Origin of the sequence: Bacillus sp. SDLI1 (assembly GCF_001553895.1) — a bacterium.
GTDB classification, from domain to species: domain Bacteria; phylum Bacillota; class Bacilli; order Bacillales; family Bacillaceae; genus Bacillus; species Bacillus siamensis.
This window is the reverse complement of the sequence record NZ_CP013950.1, coordinates 544572-563606: the sequence shown is the minus strand read 5'-3', so window position 1 is coordinate 563606 and position 19035 is coordinate 544572. Positions and strand designations below refer to the sequence as shown.

Sequence of the window (19035 nt, the reverse complement as noted above, 5' to 3'; positions counted from 1 at the left end):
ACGACACGAGGAGGTGCCCTTATGACTGCTGAAATCAAAACAGGTGAAAAAATGATTGTGTTTATGATAAACGGGAAAGAATACGCTATCTCAGTTTCCCAGGTGAAATCAATTGAAAAGTGGCAAAAACCGACGAGAGTCCCGGGTGTGGAACCTTATATCCGCGGTGTTATCAATCTGCGCGGGGTGATTACGCCGGTTCTTGATTTAAGAAAACGTCTGAACCAGCCTGAACAGGACATCACAGAAGAGACGCGGATTATCATTATTTCTTACCGCGACGCCGATGTCGGGTGGGTTGTGGATGAGGCTAATGATGTCATCACCGTGCATGAAAATGAAATTGAATCCGCGCCCGAAAGCCAGACAAAGGAAGCGGATGTGTGGATTAAACAGATCGTCAAGCAAGATAACAGGCTCCTCAATATTATTGATGCGCATGCGGTGCTGGATAAAGGTGCTTCTGCATCTGCATCCGGAGAGCCGAATGCTTAAAGGGGATAAGACAACATGAGTAAGTTTGAAGCGATCAAAGAAGAGCAGATGGATATTTTGCGGGAAGTCGGAAATATCGGGGCGGGTCACTCAGCCTCTGCCATGGCTCAGCTGCTGAACAGAAAGATAGATATGGAAGTGCCATTTGCGACTTTGTTGACATTTGATGAGCTCGCTGATTTTTTCGGAGGTGCCGAAACACCGGTCGCCAGTATCTTTTTAAGAATGGAAGGCGACATGACCGGGTCTATCTTTCTCATCATGCCTTTTGATCAAGCGGAACAGTTTATCAGAGAACTGATCGGAAATCCGGATTTTGACATTGACCAGTTGGGTGAAGATCATTTGAGTTCTTCTGCTTTACATGAGTTCGGCAATATTTTAGCAGGTTCCTATTTAACGGCATTGGCTGATTTGACGAAGCTTGAGATTTATCCGAGTGTGCCGGAAATCTCACTGGATATGTTCGGTGCGGTTATCAGTGAAGGACTCATGGAGCTCAGCCAAGTCGGGGAACATGCCATTGTCGTGGATACTTCTATTTTTGACCAAGGCAGCAGGCAGGAGCTCAAAGCCCATATGTTTATGCTCCCGGACTATGATTCTTTTGAAAAGCTCTTCGTCTCATTGGGTGCGGCTTTATGAGCCGTGCGGAAGCCGCAGTCATTAAAGTGGGGATCGCGGATGTTCAAATCGCGCGTTATCCGGATAAAATCCGGACTTCGGGACTCGGTTCATGCGTGGGACTGGTTTTATACGATAAAGACAAACAAACGGCGGGACTCGTTCACGTGATGCTGCCGGACTCCGGTTTATCGAAAACAGCGGAACTGAACCGCGCAAAATATGCGGACACCGCCGTAAAGACGACGATTGACATGCTTTTGAAAGCCGGATGCCGCAAGTTTGCCCTGAAGGCAAAGCTCGCAGGGGGAGCGGAGATGTTTAAGTTTAAAATGACAAACGATCTGATGAAAATCGGCCCAAGGAACGTAGCGGCCATTAAAGAACAGCTTTCATTGTATAACATTCCGGTCATCAGTGAAGATACCGGCGGCTCAAGCGGCCGGACGATTGAATTTGAGCCAAAGTCCTGCATGCTGCACATCCGCACTGTTAAACAAGGTGAAACAACGATTTAATTAAGGTATGAGGTAGGGGGATAACAATGCAATCCTTGAATTATGAAGATCAGGTGCTTTGGTCGCGCTGGAAAGAGTGGAAAGATCCTAAAGCCGGTGATGATTTAATGCGCCGTTACATGCCGCTGGTCACATATCATGTCGGCAGAATTTCCGTCGGACTGCCGAAGTCGGTGCATAAAGACGATCTAATGAGCCTTGGTATGCTTGGTTTATATGATGCCCTAGAAAAATTTGACCCCGGCCGGGATTTAAAATTTGATACCTATGCCTCGTTTAGAATTCGCGGTGCAATCATCGACGGGCTGCGTAAAGAAGATTGGCTGCCCAGAACTTCACGGGAGAAGACAAAAAAAGTCGAAGCGGCGATCGAAAAACTTGAACAGCGCTACCTTCGGAATGTGACGCCTTCAGAGATCGCAGAAGAACTGGGGATGACGGAGCAAGACGTAGTATCAACGATGAATGAAGGGTTTTTTGCCAATCTCTTATCAATTGATGAAAAGCTTCACGACCAGGATGACGGTGAGAATATTCAAGTGATGATCAGAGATGACAAAAATGTGCCGCCGGAAGAAAAAATCATGAAGGACGAGCTGATCGCCCAGCTTGCAGGCAAAATTCACGAGCTCTCTGAAAAAGAACAGCTTGTCGTCAGCTTATTTTATAAAGAAGAACTGACTCTGACTGAAATCGGACAAGTCCTGAACCTTTCGACTTCCCGGATTTCGCAGATTCATTCAAAGGCGCTGTTTAAATTAAAGCATCTGCTTGAAAAAGTAATTCAATAATGAACTCATGGTTAGCGAGTGAAAAACATGTCAACACTATTATGGCTTTTAAGCTTTGTGCTTCACGGCATACTGCTTTATGCCGTCATTATTCTGTACACGAGGTTTTCAGCCCTCAAGGAGACGGAGCGTCAGCAGAAGAAGATTCTTGAAGAGACGGAAAACACCCTTGCTGCGTTTCTGCTTGAGTTAAAAGAAGAAAATGAAAGACTCGAAGATGCCAAAAACCGGGCTGATCAAGCGCCGGACGCAGAAGACGCGGAATCCCGGCCCGTCAAACCGCAAAAAGAGCTTGATATTCCGGATCACATGGAAAAGCTCATCAGTGCAACGGAACAGGCCGAAAGTGAGGAAAACAGCGGCGCGCATTCGTTTGAAGAACGCGTTTCAGAATTATATGAACAGGGGCTCACTCCCGCGGAAATTGCCAAACGGATGAAGAGCGGAAAGACAGAAATCGAGCTGTTTTTAAAATTTCGCGGCAAAGCTGTAAAGGATTCTTGATTGTCGCATAAAGCTGTGTTATATTATGTCTTGGTGTTAAATACACACGCTTAACGATTTATGCAGAGGGTGCTGCAGGCGGCAGTTCTGTACAAAAATGACTTAAGCGGAGGAAAAAAAACCATTATATTAGGAGGAAATAACATGTCAGTCATTTCTATGAAGCAATTGCTTGAAGCTGGTGTTCACTTCGGCCACCAAACACGCCGCTGGAACCCAAAAATGAAGCGTTACATTTTCACGGAGCGTAACGGAATCTACATCATTGACCTTCAAAAAACAGTCAAAAAAGTAGAGGAAGCTTACAACTTCACGAAAAATCTTGCTGCTGAAGGCGGAAAAATTCTTTTCGTCGGAACAAAAAAACAAGCTCAAGATTCTGTTAAAGAAGAAGCTCAGCGCTCTGGCATGTACTTTGTCAACCAACGCTGGTTGGGCGGTACATTAACAAACTTTGAAACAATCCAAAAACGCATTAAGCGTCTGAAAGACATTGAAAAAATGCAAGAAAACGGTACGTTTGAAGTGCTTCCGAAAAAAGAAGTTGTTCAATTGAAAAAAGAATTAGAGCGTCTTGAAAAATTCCTCGGCGGAATTAAAGACATGAAGGATCTTCCTGATGCATTATTCATCATCGATCCTCGCAAAGAGCGCATCGCTGTTGCGGAAGCTCGCAAATTGAACATTCCTATCATCGGAATCGTAGATACAAACTGTGATCCTGATGAAATTGATGTCGTAATCCCTGCAAACGATGACGCAATCCGCGCTGTCAAACTTCTTACTTCTAAAATGGCAGATGCAATCTTAGAAGCGAAGCAAGGCGAAGAAGAAGCGGAAGCTGCTGAAGAGACTGCACCTGAAACAGAAACGACAACTGCGTAACCTAATCAAAAGGTGATAAGAGGGACTGCCTTTTATCACCTTTTTTCAAGAAAAATGTATCTATACATATCTTGTTTACACATATAAGGAGGAATTTAAATGGCTATTACTGCACAGCAGGTAAAAGAACTGCGTCAAAAAACAGGCGCTGGTATGATGGACTGTAAAAAAGCGTTGACTGAAACTGACGGAGATATGGACAAAGCAATCGACCTTCTGAGAGAAAAAGGAATTGCGAAAGCAGCTAAAAAAGCTGACCGTATCGCTGCTGAAGGTTCTACTCTTATTAAAACTGACGGCAACAAAGGCGTTATCTTAGAAGTAAACTCTGAAACTGACTTCGTTGCGAAAAACGAAGGCTTCAAAGAGCTTCTGAACACGCTTGCTGACCATCTTCTTGCAAACGCTCCTGCTGACCTTGAAGAAGCAATGGGACAAAAGATGGAAAACGGTTCTACTGTTGAAGAATACATCACAAGCAACGTTGCTAAAATCGGAGAGAAAATCACTCTTCGCCGTTTTGCTGTTCTTACAAAAGAAGACAGCGAAGCGTTCGGTGCTTACCTTCACATGGGTGGCCGCATCGGCGTATTATCTGTTCTTAGCGGAACAACTGACGAAGATCTTGCAAAAGACATCGCCATGCATGTTGCAGCGGTAAACCCTCGTTACATTTCACGCGACCAAGTGTCTGAAGAAGAAGCTAACCACGAGCGTCAGATCCTGACTCAGCAAGCTCTTCAAGAAGGCAAACCGGAAAACATCGTAGCTAAAATGGTTGAAGGCCGTCTGAACAAATTCTTCGAAGAAATTTGCTTATTAGACCAAGCTTTCGTTAAAAACCCAGACGAAAAAGTGAAACAAGTTGTCGCTGCGAAAAACGCATCTGTTAAAACTTACGTCCGCTACGAAGTTGGAGAAGGTATTGAAAAACGCCAAGAAAACTTTGCTGAAGAAGTTATGAACCAAGTGAAAAAATAATGGCGGAAAGCCTCGGCGAATCTTTCGCGGCTTTTCAGGCAGTATAGGGGACACTACTTGTGTTCCCTATTTTTAAAACTATATTTACAAACTTTTTTTTCTCTTGCATAATAGGAAACGGCAATGTTTACACTTGGAGGTTATTATGGAAAAACCAAAATACAATCGTATCGTTTTAAAGCTTAGCGGAGAAGCGTTGGCAGGAGAACAGGGAAACGGGATTAATCCGACTGTTATCCAATCCATCGCTAAACAGGTAAAAGAAATCGCTGAGCTTGACGTCGAAGTGGCCGTAGTCGTAGGCGGCGGCAACTTATGGCGCGGAAAAACAGGCAGTGACTTAGGAATGGACCGTGCGACTGCCGATTATATGGGCATGCTTGCCACTGTCATGAACTCACTTGCCCTGCAGGACAGTCTTGAAACGCTCGGAATCCAGTCCAGAGTGCAGACATCAATTGAAATGCGTCAGGTCGCTGAACCTTACATCAGAAGAAAAGCCATCCGCCACCTGGAGAAAAAACGCGTTGTGATTTTTGCGGCGGGAACAGGAAACCCTTATTTCTCTACGGACACAACCGCAGCGCTGCGTGCCGCTGAAATCGAAGCGGATGTGATCTTAATGGCGAAAAATAATGTCGACGGTGTGTATAATGCTGATCCGAGAAAAGATGAGTCAGCCGTTAAATACGAAAAATTATCTTATCTCGATGTGTTAAAAGACGGGCTGGAAGTCATGGATTCTACGGCTTCTTCACTATGTATGGATAATGATATTCCGCTGATCGTCTTTTCTATTATGGAAGAAGGAAATATTAAGCGTGCCGTAATCGGCGAATCAATCGGAACGATCGTAAGGGGGAAATAACGTTGTCAAACGAAGTATTAACACAAACAAAAGAACGCATGGAAAAAGCGGTTGCCGCTTATTCACGGGAGTTGGCGTCAGTCCGCGCGGGACGTGCCAACCCGTCTCTATTGGATAAAGTGACAGTAGAATACTACGGTGCCCAAACACCTTTAAACCAGCTGTCTTCCATCAATGTGCCTGAAGCGCGTATGCTTGTTGTCACACCGTATGACAAAACAGCAATCGGCGATATTGAAAAAGCGATCCTGAAAGCTGATCTTGGCGTAACTCCGACAAGTGACGGCACAATTATCCGCATCGCGATCCCGGCTCTGACGGAAGAAAGACGTAAAGAACTTGTCAAAGTCGTGAAAAAATATGCCGAAGAAGCGAAAGTAGCAGTCCGTAATGTCCGCCGTGACAGCAATGATGAACTCAAGAAGCTTGAGAAAAACGGAGACATTACAGAAGACGAGCTTCGTGCTTCCAGTGAAGACGTTCAAAAGCTGACAGATGAATATGTGTCAAAAATTGACAGTGTCACAAAGGACAAAGAAAAAGAAATCATGGAAGTTTAATGAAAAACTATGTACAATAGATAATGTGAAAAGACCCTCTCATGTTTACAGGGGGTTTTTTTGTTAATACTGTTGATTACATTGATCATCAGCAATGCAACCTTTTTGGGTGACGGAGGAATCTCATGCTCAACATACTCAAAAATTGGAAGAATCAGCAGAATGCGGCTTCCAACTTAGAACGGTATACAAAAGAAGACATACTGAAGGGTGAAATTCCCGCACACATCGCCATTATCATGGACGGAAACGGGCGCTGGGCGAAGAAACGCTCACTTCCGCGGATTGCCGGACATCATGAAGGAATGAAAGTGGTAAAAAGGGTGACAAAGCTCGCAAATCAGCTCGGCGTCAAAGTTCTGACGCTTTATGCGTTTTCCACGGAGAACTGGAAGCGCCCGAAGATGGAAGTCGACTTTTTAATGAAGCTTCCGGAAGAGTTTCTGAATACGTACCTTCCTGAATTGATAGAGGAAAATGTACAGGTGAAAATTATCGGAGACGAATCTGCGCTCCCTTCTCATACGTACAGGGCGATTGAGAAGGCCGTAAAAGATACAGAACAAAATGACGGGCTGATTCTCAATTTCGCTTTGAACTACGGCGGGCGCACGGAAATCGTCAATGCGGCAAAAGCATTGGCCGAACAGGTGAAAAGCGGCACGCTGAATATCGAAGACATTGATGAAACGCTCTTTTCCGGGCATTTAATGACAGAATCACTTCAGGACCCGGAGCTCCTTATCAGAACGAGCGGAGAAATCAGACTGAGCAATTTTATGCTTTGGCAGGTGGCTTACAGTGAATTTGTTTTTACAGATGTCCTGTGGCCCGATTTTAAAGAAGATCACTTTCTGCAGGCAGTGGGAGAATTTCAGCAGCGGGGCCGGAGGTTTGGCGGAATTTAGAGGATGGTGGAAATGAAACAAAGATTGTTAACGGGTGTTCTGGCAGCGGCACTATTTTTATTTTTGGTTATTTTCGGAGGATTGCCGTTCACCGTATTTGTTTACGTGATGGGAAGTATAGCGCTTTTTGAGCTTTTGCGGATGAAAAAGCTCAGATTTTTTTCTTTTCCGGGGCTGATCAGCCTCTTGCTGTTATGGCTGTATATGATGCCGGATGAGTATCATTTTTTTGACGCGAAAATGGAAGTGACGATTTTCGCCGTACTGATACTGCTCAGCTATACGGTGCTTGTGAAAAACACCTTTACGTTTGACGAAGTCGGGTTCATCGTCCTCGCGACGGTATATATCGGACTGTGTTTTCATTATTTTATTGAAATCAGAAACATTGAAACAAACGGGCTTTTGTATATCTTTTATGCCTGCGTTGTCATATGGTCAACAGACTCGGGCGCATATTTCGTCGGAAAGTCGCTCGGGAAGCGGAAGCTGTGGCCTGAAATCAGTCCCAACAAAACGGTGGAAGGGTTTCTTGGCGGTATTGCGATCGCTCTTATTTTTACGGCTGTTTTCCAACTGTTTGCGCACCTTCCGATTTCATACCCGATTCTTTTGGTCATCACACTTGTTCTGTCTGTTTTCGGACAGATCGGGGATTTGGTTGAATCAGCGCTTAAGCGGCACTATGATGTGAAGGATTCGGGAAAAATCCTTCCCGGGCACGGCGGCATTTTAGATCGATTTGACAGCTTTTTGTTTGTCATGCCGTTCTTATACTTTCTGCTTGCGCTTTTTTCATGAGAAAGGCTAATATGAAAACAAGACCGATCTGGACGCATAGAATGGGAGTGGCATTTTGAAGAATATTTGTCTTTTAGGAGCAACAGGATCAATAGGAGAGCAGACGTTAGACGTATTGCGCATGCATCAAGATCAATTCCGTCTCGTCTCGATGACTTTCGGTAAAAATGCCGAGAAAGCGATACCGTTGATCAGAACGTTTCAGCCGAAATATGTAGCAGTCGGCGACATGGATACATATCAAAAAGTGAAAGAAGCATCTTTTCCTCATGAATGTCAAATCGGCATCGGAGAAGAAGGCCTGATTGAAGCGGCAGTCATGGATGAAGTGGATATCGTGGTCAATGCGCTGCTCGGAAGCGTCGGTTTAATTCCGACTTTGAAAGCGATTGAACAGAAAAAAACAATTGCGCTTGCAAATAAGGAAACTCTCGTCACTGCCGGGCATATAGTGAAAGGACACGCAAAACAATACGGCGTTCCTCTTCTTCCGGTCGACAGCGAACATTCCGCTATTTTTCAGGCGCTGCAAGGCGAGCAGAGCAAAAATATCGAGCGTCTGATCATTACAGCATCCGGCGGCAGTTTCAGAGATAAAACGCGGCAGGAGCTTGAATCTGTAACGATTGCCGACGCCCTTAATCACCCGAACTGGTCGATGGGCGCAAAGATTACGATTGACTCGGCTACAATGATGAATAAAGGGCTTGAAGTCATTGAAGCGCATTGGCTGTTTGACATTCCGTATGAACAGATTGACGTTGTTTTACATAAGGAGAGCATCATTCATTCGATGGTTGAATTTCACGACAGAAGCGTCATCGCCCAGCTCGGAAATCCGGACATGAGGGTGCCGATTCAATACGCGCTGACATATCCGGACCGGCTGCCTCTGCCTGAAACAAAAAGGCTTGAATTATGGGAGATCGGAAGCCTCCATTTTGCGAAAGCTGACTTTGAAAGGTTCCGCTGCTTACAATTTGCCTTTGAATCAGGTAAAATAGGGGGAACGATGCCGACGGTTTTAAATGCGGCCAATGAAGAAGCAGTTGCCGCTTTTCTTGACGGACGGATTTCGTTCTTAACGATTGAGGATCTGATTGAAAAAGCATTGAACCGCCACAGCGTAATTCAGGATCCGAGTCTTGCGGATATCCAAGAAGTGGACAAAGACACCCGGGGATACGTTAATTCAATACTCACATAAGGTGGTATGTTCGTGAATACAGTTATCGCGTTTATTATTATTTTCGGAACGCTCGTTTTCTTCCATGAGCTGGGGCATTTACTGCTCGCCCAAAGAGCGGGAATCCTTTGCCGTGAGTTTGCGATCGGCTTTGGGCCCAAAATCTTCTCATTTAAAAAGAATGAAACCGTGTATACGATCAGGCTTCTTCCGGTCGGCGGGTTCGTCCGCATGGCCGGTGAAGATCCGGAGATGATTGAAGTCAAACCGGGTTATACCGTCGGTCTTCTTTTTAATAAAGACGACGAAGTGGAAAAAGTCATCATTAATCAAAAGGAAAAATACCCCGACGCTTTAATTATCGAGGTAGAGACGGCTGATCTTGAGCACGAAATGAAGATTACCGGGTACGAGCAGGGGAAAGAAGATGAGCTGGCGGCCTTTACTGTCAGCCAGACCTCTTTTTTCATCGTAGACGGAGAAGAAGTGCAGATTGCGCCTTACAACCGTCAATTCGGGTCAAAACCCGTATGGCAGCGGATTAAGGCGATTGCTGCCGGTCCGATTATGAACTTCATCTTAGCGTATGTCATTCTCGTCATGCTTGGATTTATTCAGGGTGTGCCTTCGAATCAGCCTGAGCTCGGGAAGCTGACAGACAATGGACGTGCTGCGGCTGCCGGTTTACAAGAAGGCGACTATATACAGAGCATTAACGGTGAAAAAATGCGGTCATGGACTGACATCGTGACAGCGGTAAAAGACAATCCCGGGAAAAAAATCGATGTCGCCGTCAAGCGGGACGGCAAATCGTTTCATATCTCGGTTACTCCTGAAGCCGTAAAAGATGAAAACAAAAAAACAATCGGCCGCTTCGGCTCTTATGCGCCGACTGAAAAAGGCGCGTTCGCAGCGATCGCTTACGGCGCGACATCTACGGTTGATGTCACAAAGGCGATCCTGACCAACTTAAGCAAAATCGTGACAGGCCAGTTTAAGCTTGATATGCTTTCGGGTCCTGTGGGGATTTATGATATGACGGATCAGGTTGCAAAAACCGGCATCATCAATCTATTCCAGTTTGCGGCATTTTTAAGCATCAACCTTGGAATCGTCAACCTGCTGCCGATCCCGGCGCTTGACGGCGGACGGCTGCTGTTTTTATTCATTGAAGCAATCCGCGGTAAGCCGATTAACCGTGACAAGGAAGCATTTGTCGTATTTATCGGCGTAGCTTTCTTAATGCTTCTTATGCTGGTTGTCACATGGAACGATATCCAGCGTTTATTCTTATAATTGACTAGTAAAAAATCAGAGGTGCGAAGACATGAGACAAAGTTTGACGCTTATTCCGACCCTGAGAGAAGTGCCGGCTGATGCTGAAGCAAAAAGCCATAAGCTTCTGCTGAGAGCGGGATTTATCAGACAAAATACGAGCGGGGTTTACAGCTACATGCCCCTTGCTTACAGGGTCATTCAAAACATTCAGAAGATCGTGCGTGAAGAAATGGAAAAAATCAACGCGGTCGAAATGCTGATGCCGGCCCTTCAGCAGGCTGAAACATGGCAGGAATCAGGCAGATGGTATACGTACGGGCCTGAATTGATGCGTCTGAAAGACCGTCACGGCCGTGAATTTGCTTTAGGCGCGACACATGAAGAAGTCATTACTTCTCTCGTGCGCGACGAGGTGAAATCTTATAAGCGTCTGCCGCTCACTCTTTACCAGATCCAGTCTAAATTCAGAGATGAGAAACGCCCGCGTTTCGGGTTATTGCGGGGACGCGAATTTATCATGAAAGATGCGTATTCTTTCCATGCCTCTGAAGAAAGCCTGGAGGAAACATACCAAAACATGTACGGTGCTTACAGCAGCATTTTCGCACGGTGCGAATTAAACGTCCGTCCCGTTATCGCTGACTCAGGCGCAATGGGCGGAAAAGACACGCATGAATTTATGGCTCTTTCCGAAATAGGGGAAGACACCATCGCTTATTCCGATGAATCCTCTTACGCAGCCAACACGGAAATGGCCGAAGTTGTCATGAAAAGCGAGCCTTCCAATGAAAAACCCGAGGCGCTGGAGAAAATTGATACGCCGAATGTTAAAAGCATTGAAGAGCTGGCTTCTTTCCTTCAGATTGAACCGAGCGCATGCATCAAATCCATGCTGTTTAAAGCGGATGACCGGTTTGTTCTCGTGTTAGTAAGAGGCGATCATGAGGTCAATGACGTAAAAGTGAAAAACCTTCTGAACGCAGAAGCGGTTGAGCTTGCGTCTCATGAAGAGGTAGCGGAGAAGCTTGGCACGGAGCCGGGATTTGCGGGGCCGATCGGCGCTGCCGGCGACATTGAGATTTATGCCGACCAGGCTGTGAAAGTCATGGTAAACGCCGTAAGCGGCGCGAATGAAAAAGACCGCCATTACCGAAACGTAAACATCGAACGCGATGCGTCCGTAAAAGCATATGCCGATCTTCGAATCATTCAGGAAGGCGATCCGTCACCTGACGGAAAAGGCACGATCCGTTTCGCTGAAGGAATTGAGGTCGGACAAGTCTTTAAGCTCGGTACGCGTTACTCTGAAGCGATGAATGCGACATACCTTGATGAAAACGGGCGTGCGCAGCCGATGCTGATGGGATGTTACGGAATCGGCGTATCAAGAACGCTTTCAGCAATCGCCGAACAGCACCACGACGAAAAAGGCCTGATATGGCCGAAAAGCGTTGCTCCGTATGATCTTCATATTTTGGCGCTGAATATGAAAAACGAAGCGCAAAAAGAGCTTGCCGAGCAGCTATACGGTAAATTCCAAGCCGAAGGTTATGAAGTGTTATACGATGACCGCGCTGAACGCGCAGGCGTGAAATTTGCTGACTCTGACCTGATCGGCCTTCCGATCCGCATCACTGTCGGTAAACGTGCAGATGAAGGCATCGTAGAAGTGAAAATCCGCAAAACCGGTGAATCTGCCGAAGTTTCAGTGGATGAGCTTTCTGAATTTATCAAGACGAAGTAATCACCATAACGAATCGTACAAAATCATGTTAAAATAGAGAAAAAAGAAGGTACCTCATCACCTGCGGAGGTACCTTCACTTATGATGTTTTAAGGGAGGGATACTGTCTGAATGGAACAGTTATCAGTAAACAGAAGACAGTTTCAGATTCTTCTTCAGCAGCTTAATATGACAGATGATACCTTCATGACATACTTTGAAGACGGAGAGATTGATAAACTGACAATCCATAAAGCAGAAAAGGCCTGGCACTTTCAATTTCGCTTTAAGGCTCTTTTGCCGTATCAAATATATGACTCATTCATGATGAGATTAACACAATCGTTTGCTCACATCGCCCGGGTCACGTCGTCCATTCAAGTCATTGATCCTAGAGTGTCAGAGGAGCTTGTACAGGATTATTGGACACGCTGTATCGAAGAGCTTGAAGGAACCTCGCCGCCGATGGTGGCACTTTTGAATCAGCAGAAACCGAAGCTCAAGGGAAACAAGCTGATCGTGAAAACAAAAACAGATACAGAAGCATCGGCGCTCAAAAATAAATACAGCGCTCTGATTCAGCACAGCTATCGTCAATTCGGTTTTCCGGAACTGCAGCTGGATACCGAAACTTTCGTGTCTGACCAAGAAGTCCAGAAATTCCGCGAGCAAAAGCTTGCTGAAGATCAGGAACGGGCGATGCAGGCGCTTATCGAAATGGAGAAGAAGGAAAAAGAGGGCGATGAGGATCAAGCGCCGTCCGGACCGCTTGTCATCGGCTATCAAATTAAAGAGAACGAAGAAATCCGGACGCTTGACAGCATCATGGATGAAGAAAGAAGAATTACGGTGCAGGGATATGTGTTTGATGCTGAAACACGCGAGCTGAAAAGCGGACGCACGCTCTGCATTTTCAAAATCACCGACTATACAAACAGTATTTTAGTAAAAATGTTTGCAAGAGAAAAAGAAGACGCCGCCCTGATGAAAACACTGAAAAAGGGCATGTGGGTGAAAGCGCGGGGAAGCATCCAAAACGATACATTCGTCAGAGACCTCGTCATGATTGCAAATGACGTAAATGAAATAAAAGCCGAAACCCGTGAAGACACCGCTCCTGAAGGCGAAAAGCGGGTAGAGCTTCATCTGCATTCCCCGATGAGTCAAATGGACGCTGTAACGGGAATCGGAAAGCTTGTCGAACAGGCGAAAAAATGGGGGCATGAAGCGATTGCCTTAACTGATCATGCCGTTGTGCAGTCCTTCCCGGATGCCTATTCCGCCGCGAAAAAACACGGTATTAAAATGATTTACGGAATGGAAGCCAATATCGTAGATGACGGCGTTCCGATCGCATACAATCCCGCTCACCGTCTCCTGGAAGAGGACACATATGTCGTCTTTGACGTTGAAACGACAGGTCTGTCCGCGGTGTATGACACGATCATTGAGCTTGCCGCAGTCAAAATAAGAGGCGGAGAAATCATTGATAAATTTGAAGCGTTCGCCAATCCGCATCATCCGCTGTCAGCAACGACGATAGAGCTTACCGGGATTACGGATGATATGGTCCGCGACGCTCCCGATGTCGTTGACGTCGTCCGGGATTTTAAAGAATGGATCGGCGATGATGTGCTTGTGGCTCATAACGCCAGCTTTGATATGGGATTTTTAAATGTAGCGTACAAGCGCCTTCTGAAAACGGAAAAAGCGAAAAATCCGGTTATTGATACGCTGGAACTTGCGCGTTTCCTGTATCCTGAATTTAAAAATCACCGCTTAAATACGTTATGTAAAAAGTTTGATATTGAATTAACCCAGCATCACCGTGCGGTCTTTGACGCTGAAGCAACGGGATACCTGCTGTTGAAAATGCTCAAAGACGCGGCTGAAAAAGATATTTTTTATCATGATCAGCTGAATGAGAATATGGGACAATCCAATGCTTACCAAAGATCGAGACCTTATCACGCAACATTGCTTGCCGTAAATGAGACCGGCCTGAAAAATCTGTTTAAGCTCGTGTCGATTTCTCATATTCAATATTTCTACAGAGTGCCGCGCATTCCGAGGTCACAGCTTAATAAATACAGAGAAGGCCTGTTAATCGGCTCTGCCTGTGACAGGGGAGAGGTTTTTGAAGGCATGATGCAAAAATCACCTGAAGAGGTTGAAGATATCGCATCATTCTATGACTATCTTGAAGTGCAGCCGCCGGAAGTATACAGACACCTGCTGCAGCTTGAGCTCGTCCGGGATGAAAAAGCGCTGAAAGAAATCATCGCCAACATTACGAAGCTCGGGGAAAAATTGAATAAGCCGGTCGTTGCCACGGGGAATGTCCACTATTTAAACGATGAGGATAAAATTTACCGGAAGATCTTAATTTCTTCCCAAGGCGGCGCCAACCCGTTAAACAGGCACGAACTGCCAAAAGTGCACTTCAGAACGACAGATGAAATGCTGGAGGCTTTCTCTTTTCTGGGTGCGGAAAAAGCGAAAGAAATCGTAGTTCATAATACGCAGAAAGTCGCTTCGATGATCGAAGAGATCAAGCCGATTAAAGACGATCTGTACACGCCGAAAATTGAGGGTGCTGATGAAGAAATCCGTGAAATGAGCTATCAGCGCGCGAGAAGCATTTACGGTGAGGAGCTTCCTGAAATTGTTGAAGCGAGAATAGAAAAAGAATTAAAAAGCATCATCGGCCACGGATTCGCCGTTATTTATCTCATTTCACATAAGCTTGTCAAACGGTCTTTGGATGACGGCTATCTCGTCGGCTCCCGTGGGTCCGTCGGTTCATCACTTGTGGCGACCTTAACGGAAATTACTGAAGTGAACCCGCTCGCTCCGCATTATGTATGCCCGAGCTGCCGGTATTCCGAATTCTTTAATGACGGATCAGTCGGTTCCGGTTTTGACCTTCCGGATAAAAGCTGCCCGTCTTGCGGCACTCCTTTGAAAAAGGACGGACATGATATTCCGTTTGAAACGTTCTTAGGCTTTAAAGGTGACAAAGTACCCGATATCGATTTGAACTTCTCAGGTGAATATCAGCCGCATGCCCATAACTACACGAAAGTGCTGTTCGGGGAAGATAATGTTTATCGCGCGGGAACAATCGGCACCGTTGCGGAAAAGACGGCTTACGGATATGTGAAAGGCTATGCGGGTGACCACAACCTTCATATGCGCGGCGCGGAAATCGACCGCCTTGTACAGGGATGCACCGGCGTTAAGAGAACGACCGGTCAGCACCCTGGGGGCATTATCGTTGTGCCGGATTACATGGATATTTACGATTTTTCACCGATTCAATTCCCTGCTGATGCGACGGGGTCTGAATGGAAAACGACTCACTTTGACTTCCACTCCATTCATGACAACCTGCTGAAGCTTGATATATTGGGGCACGATGATCCGACAGTCATCCGGATGCTTCAGGATTTAAGCGGAATTGATCCGAAGACGATTCCGACAGATGATCCGGAAGTCATGAAGATTTTCCAAGGCACAGAATCGCTCGGCGTCACTGAAGAACAGATCGGCTGTAAAACGGGGACGCTCGGCATTCCTGAATTCGGGACGCGATTTGTGCGGCAGATGCTTGAGGATACAAAGCCGACGACGTTCTCTGAGCTTGTCCAGATTTCCGGGCTTTCCCACGGAACGGACGTATGGCTCGGCAATGCACAGGAACTGATACACAACAATACGTGTGAACTGAGCGAAGTGATCGGCTGCCGCGATGACATTATGGTTTACTTGATTTATCAGGGCCTTGAGCCTTCACTGGCCTTTAAGATCATGGAATTTGTCCGTAAAGGCAAAGGCCTGACGCCGGAATGGGAAGAAGAAATGAAAAAGAACAATGTGCCGAACTGGTATATTGATTCATGCAAAAAAATCAAATACATGTTCCCGAAAGCCCACGCCGCTGCATACGTGCTGATGGCGGTGCGGATTGCATACTTTAAAGTACATCACGCGCTTTTATATTATGCTGCGTATTTTACTGTGCGCGCAGATGACTTTGACATTGATACGATGATTAAAGGCTCGACTGCCATCAGAGCGGTGATGGATGATATCAGCTCTAAAGGGCTTGATGCTTCGCCGAAGGAAAAAAACCTCCTGACCGTGTTAGAGCTTGCGCTTGAAATGTGTGAACGCGGCTATTCTTTCCAGAAGGTCGATCTATACCGTTCAAGCGCTTCGGAATTTATCATTGACGGCAACAGTCTGATTCCGCCGTTCAACTCGATTCCGGGGCTTGGAACCAATGCCGCTCTCAATATTGTAAAAGCGCGGGAAGAAGGAGAGTTCCTTTCAAAAGAGGACCTTCAAAAACGCGGAAAAGTGTCAAAAACCATTTTAGAGTATTTAGACCGCCACGGCTGTCTGGAGTCGCTCCCGGATCAAAATCAGCTGTCTCTGTTTTAAGCTTTGAGCACAGCCGTCTGAGCGGAGTTTGATTTGCATTAAATATATGGTTATGGTATAGTTTTATTGGAAATGCTAACGATTACCGAGGCAAAGAGTGGGGAAACCCGCTCTTTTGTATTGAACAGGCAATTTTGCCTCGACATGTCCATCGTTTTCTCAAAGCCCCTGCTCTTTAGAAGCAGGGTTTTTATGCAGAGGAACGGCTGATATGATATCGACAGCACAAGGAGGAAAAACATGAGCAAAAAAGTGACTGATACCGTTCAAGGAATGGCTCAGCCCATACTGGATGACCTTCAGCTTGAACTCGTAGACATTGAATTTGTCAAAGAGGGTCAAAACTGGTTCCTTCGCGTGTTTATTGATTCCGATAACGGTGTTGATATTGAGGAGTGCGCCAAAGTCAGCGAAGCGTTAAGCGAAAAGCTGGATGAGGCCGATCCGATCACTCAGAACTACTTTCTTGAAGTATCTTCTCCTGGAGCCGAGCGTCCATTAAAGAAAAAAGCCGACTTCGAAAAATCACTGGGCAAAAATGTGTACATGAAAACGTACGAACCGATTGACGGTTTAAAAGTGTTTGAAGGCAAATTGGCTGAATTTGATGGACAAACTGCTACAATAGAGATGACGATTAAAACAAGAAAGAAACGGGTCAATATTCCGTATGAAAAAATAGCTAACGCAAGATTAGCTGTAACATTTTAATGAATGAAGTATTAGTGTTTAAGGGGGGAGACCGCTAACATGAGCAGTGAACTATTAGATGCCCTCACGATTCTTGAAAAAGAAAAAGGCATCAGTAAAGACATTATCATCGAAGCAATTGAAGCTGCCTTAATTTCTGCGTATAAGCGAAATTTTAACCAGGCGCAAAACGTACGGGTTGATCTGAACCGTGAAACGGGCACCATCCGCGTGTTCGCAAGAAAAGATGTCGTAGACGAGGTATACGATTCAAGGCTTGAAATCTCGCTTGACGACGCCCAGCACATCCATCCGAACTATCTTGTCGGAGATGTCGTTGAAATAGAAGTAACGCCGAAAGACTTCGGCCGCATTGCCGCGCAGACGGCGAAACAAGTTGTGACGCAGCGTGTCCGTGAGGCTGAGCGCGGCGTGATTTACTCAGAATTTATCGATCGTGAAGAAGACATCATGACGGGAATTGTTCAGCGCTTAGACAGCAAATTTATTTACGTGTCTCTCGGCAAGATTGAAGCGCTGCTGCCCGTTAACGAACAAATGCCGAATGAGAGCTATAAACCTCACGATCGGATTAAAGTATTTATCACAAAAGTCGAAAAAACGACAAAAGGGCCGCAGATCTATGTATCAAGAACGCATCCCGGTCTGTTGAAGCGTCTTTTTGAAATCGAAGTTCCGGAAATTTATGACGGAACGGTCGAGCTGAAATCCGTTGCCAGAGAAGCGGGCGACCGATCTAAAATCTCTGTCCGCACTGATGATGCTGACGTTGATCCCGTCGGTTCATGCGTCGGTCCTAAAGGCCAGCGCGTGCAGGCGATCGTCAATGAACTGAAAGGCGAAAAAATTGATATCGTCAACTGGTCTGATGATCCGGTTGAATTTGTTGCCAATGCGCTCAGCCCATCTAAAGTGCTGGATGTCATCGTCAACGAAGAAGAAAAAGCCACGACTGTCGTTGTTCCTGATTACCAGCTTTCTCTGGCGATCGGAAAAAGAGGGCAAAACGCCCGCTTAGCTGCGAAACTGACAGGCTGGAAAATTGATATCAAAAGTGAAACGGATGCAAGAGAACTTGGCATCTATCCGAGAGAGCATGAAGAAGATGACGATTTAGAGCCGCTCTTTATGGAGCCTGAAACAGCCGAATCGGATGAATAAGAGGTGACTTTAGGTGAATAAGCGAAAAAAAATTCCTCTGCGTAAATGTGTGGTAACGGGGGAAATGAAGCCTAAAAAGGAACTGATCCGAATTGTCCGTTCAAAAGAAGGAGAGATTTCAGTCGATCCGACAGGCAAGAAGAACGGGCGGGGTGCCTATATCACCCTTGAGAAAGAATGCATCTTAGCTGCGAAAAAGAAAAACACATTGCAAAATCAATTTCAATCACAAATCGATGACCAGATTTTCGAAGAATTGCTGGAACTGGCGGAAAAGGTGAAAAAATAACATGTCTGGAATGGAATGGTTTCCCTTGCTGGGTCTGGCCAATCGAGCTCGTAAGGTCGTGTCGGGCGAGGACTTGGTTATAAAAGAAATTAGAAATGCGCGTGCAAAACTTGTTCTGCTGACAGAAGATGCATCTGCGAATACTGCAAAAAAAGTATCCGATAAATGCAATTATTATAAAGTACCTTATAAAAAAGTCGAAAGCCGCGCGGATCTCGGCCGCTCTATCGGCAAGGAATCACGTGTCGTTGTCGCCGTCACTGACCAAGGTTTTGCGAATAAGCTGATCAGCTTGCTCGATTAATA

19 protein-coding genes are annotated in these 19035 nt (G+C 45.8%); all 19 read left to right on the top strand.

What is annotated here, in order from left to right:
• Nucleotides 1-21 precede the first annotated feature (21 nt).
• The 19 genes from cheW (at nucleotide 22) to AUL54_RS02310 (ending at nucleotide 19033) form a co-directional block, all read left to right on the top strand.
• Nucleotides 22-495: a chemotaxis protein CheW gene (gene cheW, locus AUL54_RS02400; RefSeq protein WP_016936103.1), complete on the top strand. Its 474-nt coding sequence runs from the start codon at nucleotides 22-24 to the stop codon at nucleotides 493-495.
• Nucleotides 496-510: 15 nt separating this feature from the next.
• Nucleotides 511-1140 carry a CheY-P phosphatase CheC gene (cheC, locus tag AUL54_RS02395; protein WP_014417781.1) on the top strand — a complete coding sequence of 210 codons (630 nt, stop codon included), beginning with the start codon at nucleotides 511-513 and terminating at the stop codon, nucleotides 1138-1140.
• Nucleotides 1137-1637 carry a chemoreceptor glutamine deamidase CheD gene (gene cheD / locus AUL54_RS02390; protein ID WP_060962780.1) on the top strand — a complete coding sequence of 167 codons (501 nt, stop codon included), beginning with the start codon at nucleotides 1137-1139 and terminating at the stop codon, nucleotides 1635-1637. Before cheC ends, cheD begins: the two co-directional genes overlap by 4 nt.
• Nucleotides 1638-1663: 26 nt before the next feature.
• A complete protein-coding gene (gene sigD, locus AUL54_RS02385) occupies nucleotides 1664-2428 on the top strand; it encodes an RNA polymerase sigma-28 factor SigD (protein WP_003154217.1) in 765 nt (254 codons plus the stop codon).
• A 27-nt stretch (nucleotides 2429-2455) separates the two neighbouring features.
• Complete coding sequence (locus AUL54_RS02380; protein WP_060962779.1) at nucleotides 2456-2932, top strand: DUF6115 domain-containing protein; 477 nt, start codon at nucleotides 2456-2458, stop codon at nucleotides 2930-2932.
• A 144-nt stretch (nucleotides 2933-3076) separates the two neighbouring features.
• Nucleotides 3077-3817, top strand: coding sequence for a 30S ribosomal protein S2 (rpsB, locus tag AUL54_RS02375; protein WP_016936099.1), 741 nt, complete (start codon nucleotides 3077-3079; stop codon nucleotides 3815-3817).
• A 99-nt stretch (nucleotides 3818-3916) separates the two neighbouring features.
• Nucleotides 3917-4798 (top strand): translation elongation factor Ts, encoded by an 882-nt coding sequence (gene tsf, locus AUL54_RS02370; RefSeq protein WP_003154214.1) that lies wholly within the window; start codon nucleotides 3917-3919, stop codon nucleotides 4796-4798.
• 145 nt (nucleotides 4799-4943) lie between these two features.
• Nucleotides 4944-5666, top strand: coding sequence for a UMP kinase (gene pyrH, locus AUL54_RS02365; protein WP_003154213.1), 723 nt, complete (start codon nucleotides 4944-4946; stop codon nucleotides 5664-5666).
• A 2-nt stretch (nucleotides 5667-5668) separates the two neighbouring features.
• Nucleotides 5669-6226: a ribosome recycling factor gene (frr, locus tag AUL54_RS02360; protein ID WP_016936097.1), complete on the top strand. Its 558-nt coding sequence runs from the start codon at nucleotides 5669-5671 to the stop codon at nucleotides 6224-6226.
• A 125-nt stretch (nucleotides 6227-6351) separates the two neighbouring features.
• Nucleotides 6352-7134: an undecaprenyl pyrophosphate synthase gene (locus AUL54_RS02355; RefSeq protein WP_060962778.1), complete on the top strand. Its 783-nt coding sequence runs from the start codon at nucleotides 6352-6354 to the stop codon at nucleotides 7132-7134.
• A gap of 3 nt (nucleotides 7135-7137) precedes the next feature.
• Entirely contained in the window at nucleotides 7138-7935 is a 798-nt protein-coding gene (locus AUL54_RS02350) for a phosphatidate cytidylyltransferase (protein WP_016936095.1), read from the top strand.
• Nucleotides 7936-7990: 55 nt separating this feature from the next.
• Nucleotides 7991-9142 (top strand): 1-deoxy-D-xylulose-5-phosphate reductoisomerase, encoded by a 1152-nt coding sequence (dxr, locus tag AUL54_RS02345; protein WP_060962777.1) that lies wholly within the window; start codon nucleotides 7991-7993, stop codon nucleotides 9140-9142.
• Nucleotides 9143-9148: 6 nt separating this feature from the next.
• The gene (gene rseP / locus AUL54_RS02340) at nucleotides 9149-10417 is read left to right on the top strand and encodes an RIP metalloprotease RseP (RefSeq protein WP_095240712.1); all 1269 of its coding nucleotides are present in this window, start codon (nucleotides 9149-9151) and stop codon (nucleotides 10415-10417) included.
• A gap of 31 nt (nucleotides 10418-10448) precedes the next feature.
• Entirely contained in the window at nucleotides 10449-12143 is a 1695-nt protein-coding gene (locus tag AUL54_RS02335; RefSeq protein WP_060962776.1) for a proline--tRNA ligase, read from the top strand.
• 111 nt (nucleotides 12144-12254) lie between these two features.
• Nucleotides 12255-16568, top strand: coding sequence for a PolC-type DNA polymerase III (locus AUL54_RS02330; protein WP_060962775.1), 4314 nt, complete (start codon nucleotides 12255-12257; stop codon nucleotides 16566-16568).
• 240 nt (nucleotides 16569-16808) lie between these two features.
• Entirely contained in the window at nucleotides 16809-17279 is a 471-nt protein-coding gene (rimP, locus tag AUL54_RS02325; RefSeq protein WP_016936090.1) for a ribosome maturation factor RimP, read from the top strand.
• Nucleotides 17280-17318: 39 nt separating this feature from the next.
• Entirely contained in the window at nucleotides 17319-18440 is a 1122-nt protein-coding gene (nusA, locus tag AUL54_RS02320) for a transcription termination factor NusA (RefSeq protein WP_047474959.1), read from the top strand.
• A 13-nt stretch (nucleotides 18441-18453) separates the two neighbouring features.
• Nucleotides 18454-18729: an RNase P modulator RnpM gene (gene rulR, locus AUL54_RS02315; RefSeq protein ID WP_003154193.1), complete on the top strand. Its 276-nt coding sequence runs from the start codon at nucleotides 18454-18456 to the stop codon at nucleotides 18727-18729.
• 1 nt (nucleotide 18730) lies between these two features.
• A complete protein-coding gene (locus AUL54_RS02310) occupies nucleotides 18731-19033 on the top strand; it encodes a YlxQ family RNA-binding protein (protein ID WP_003154192.1) in 303 nt (100 codons plus the stop codon).
• Nucleotides 19034-19035: the final 2 nt, after the last annotated feature.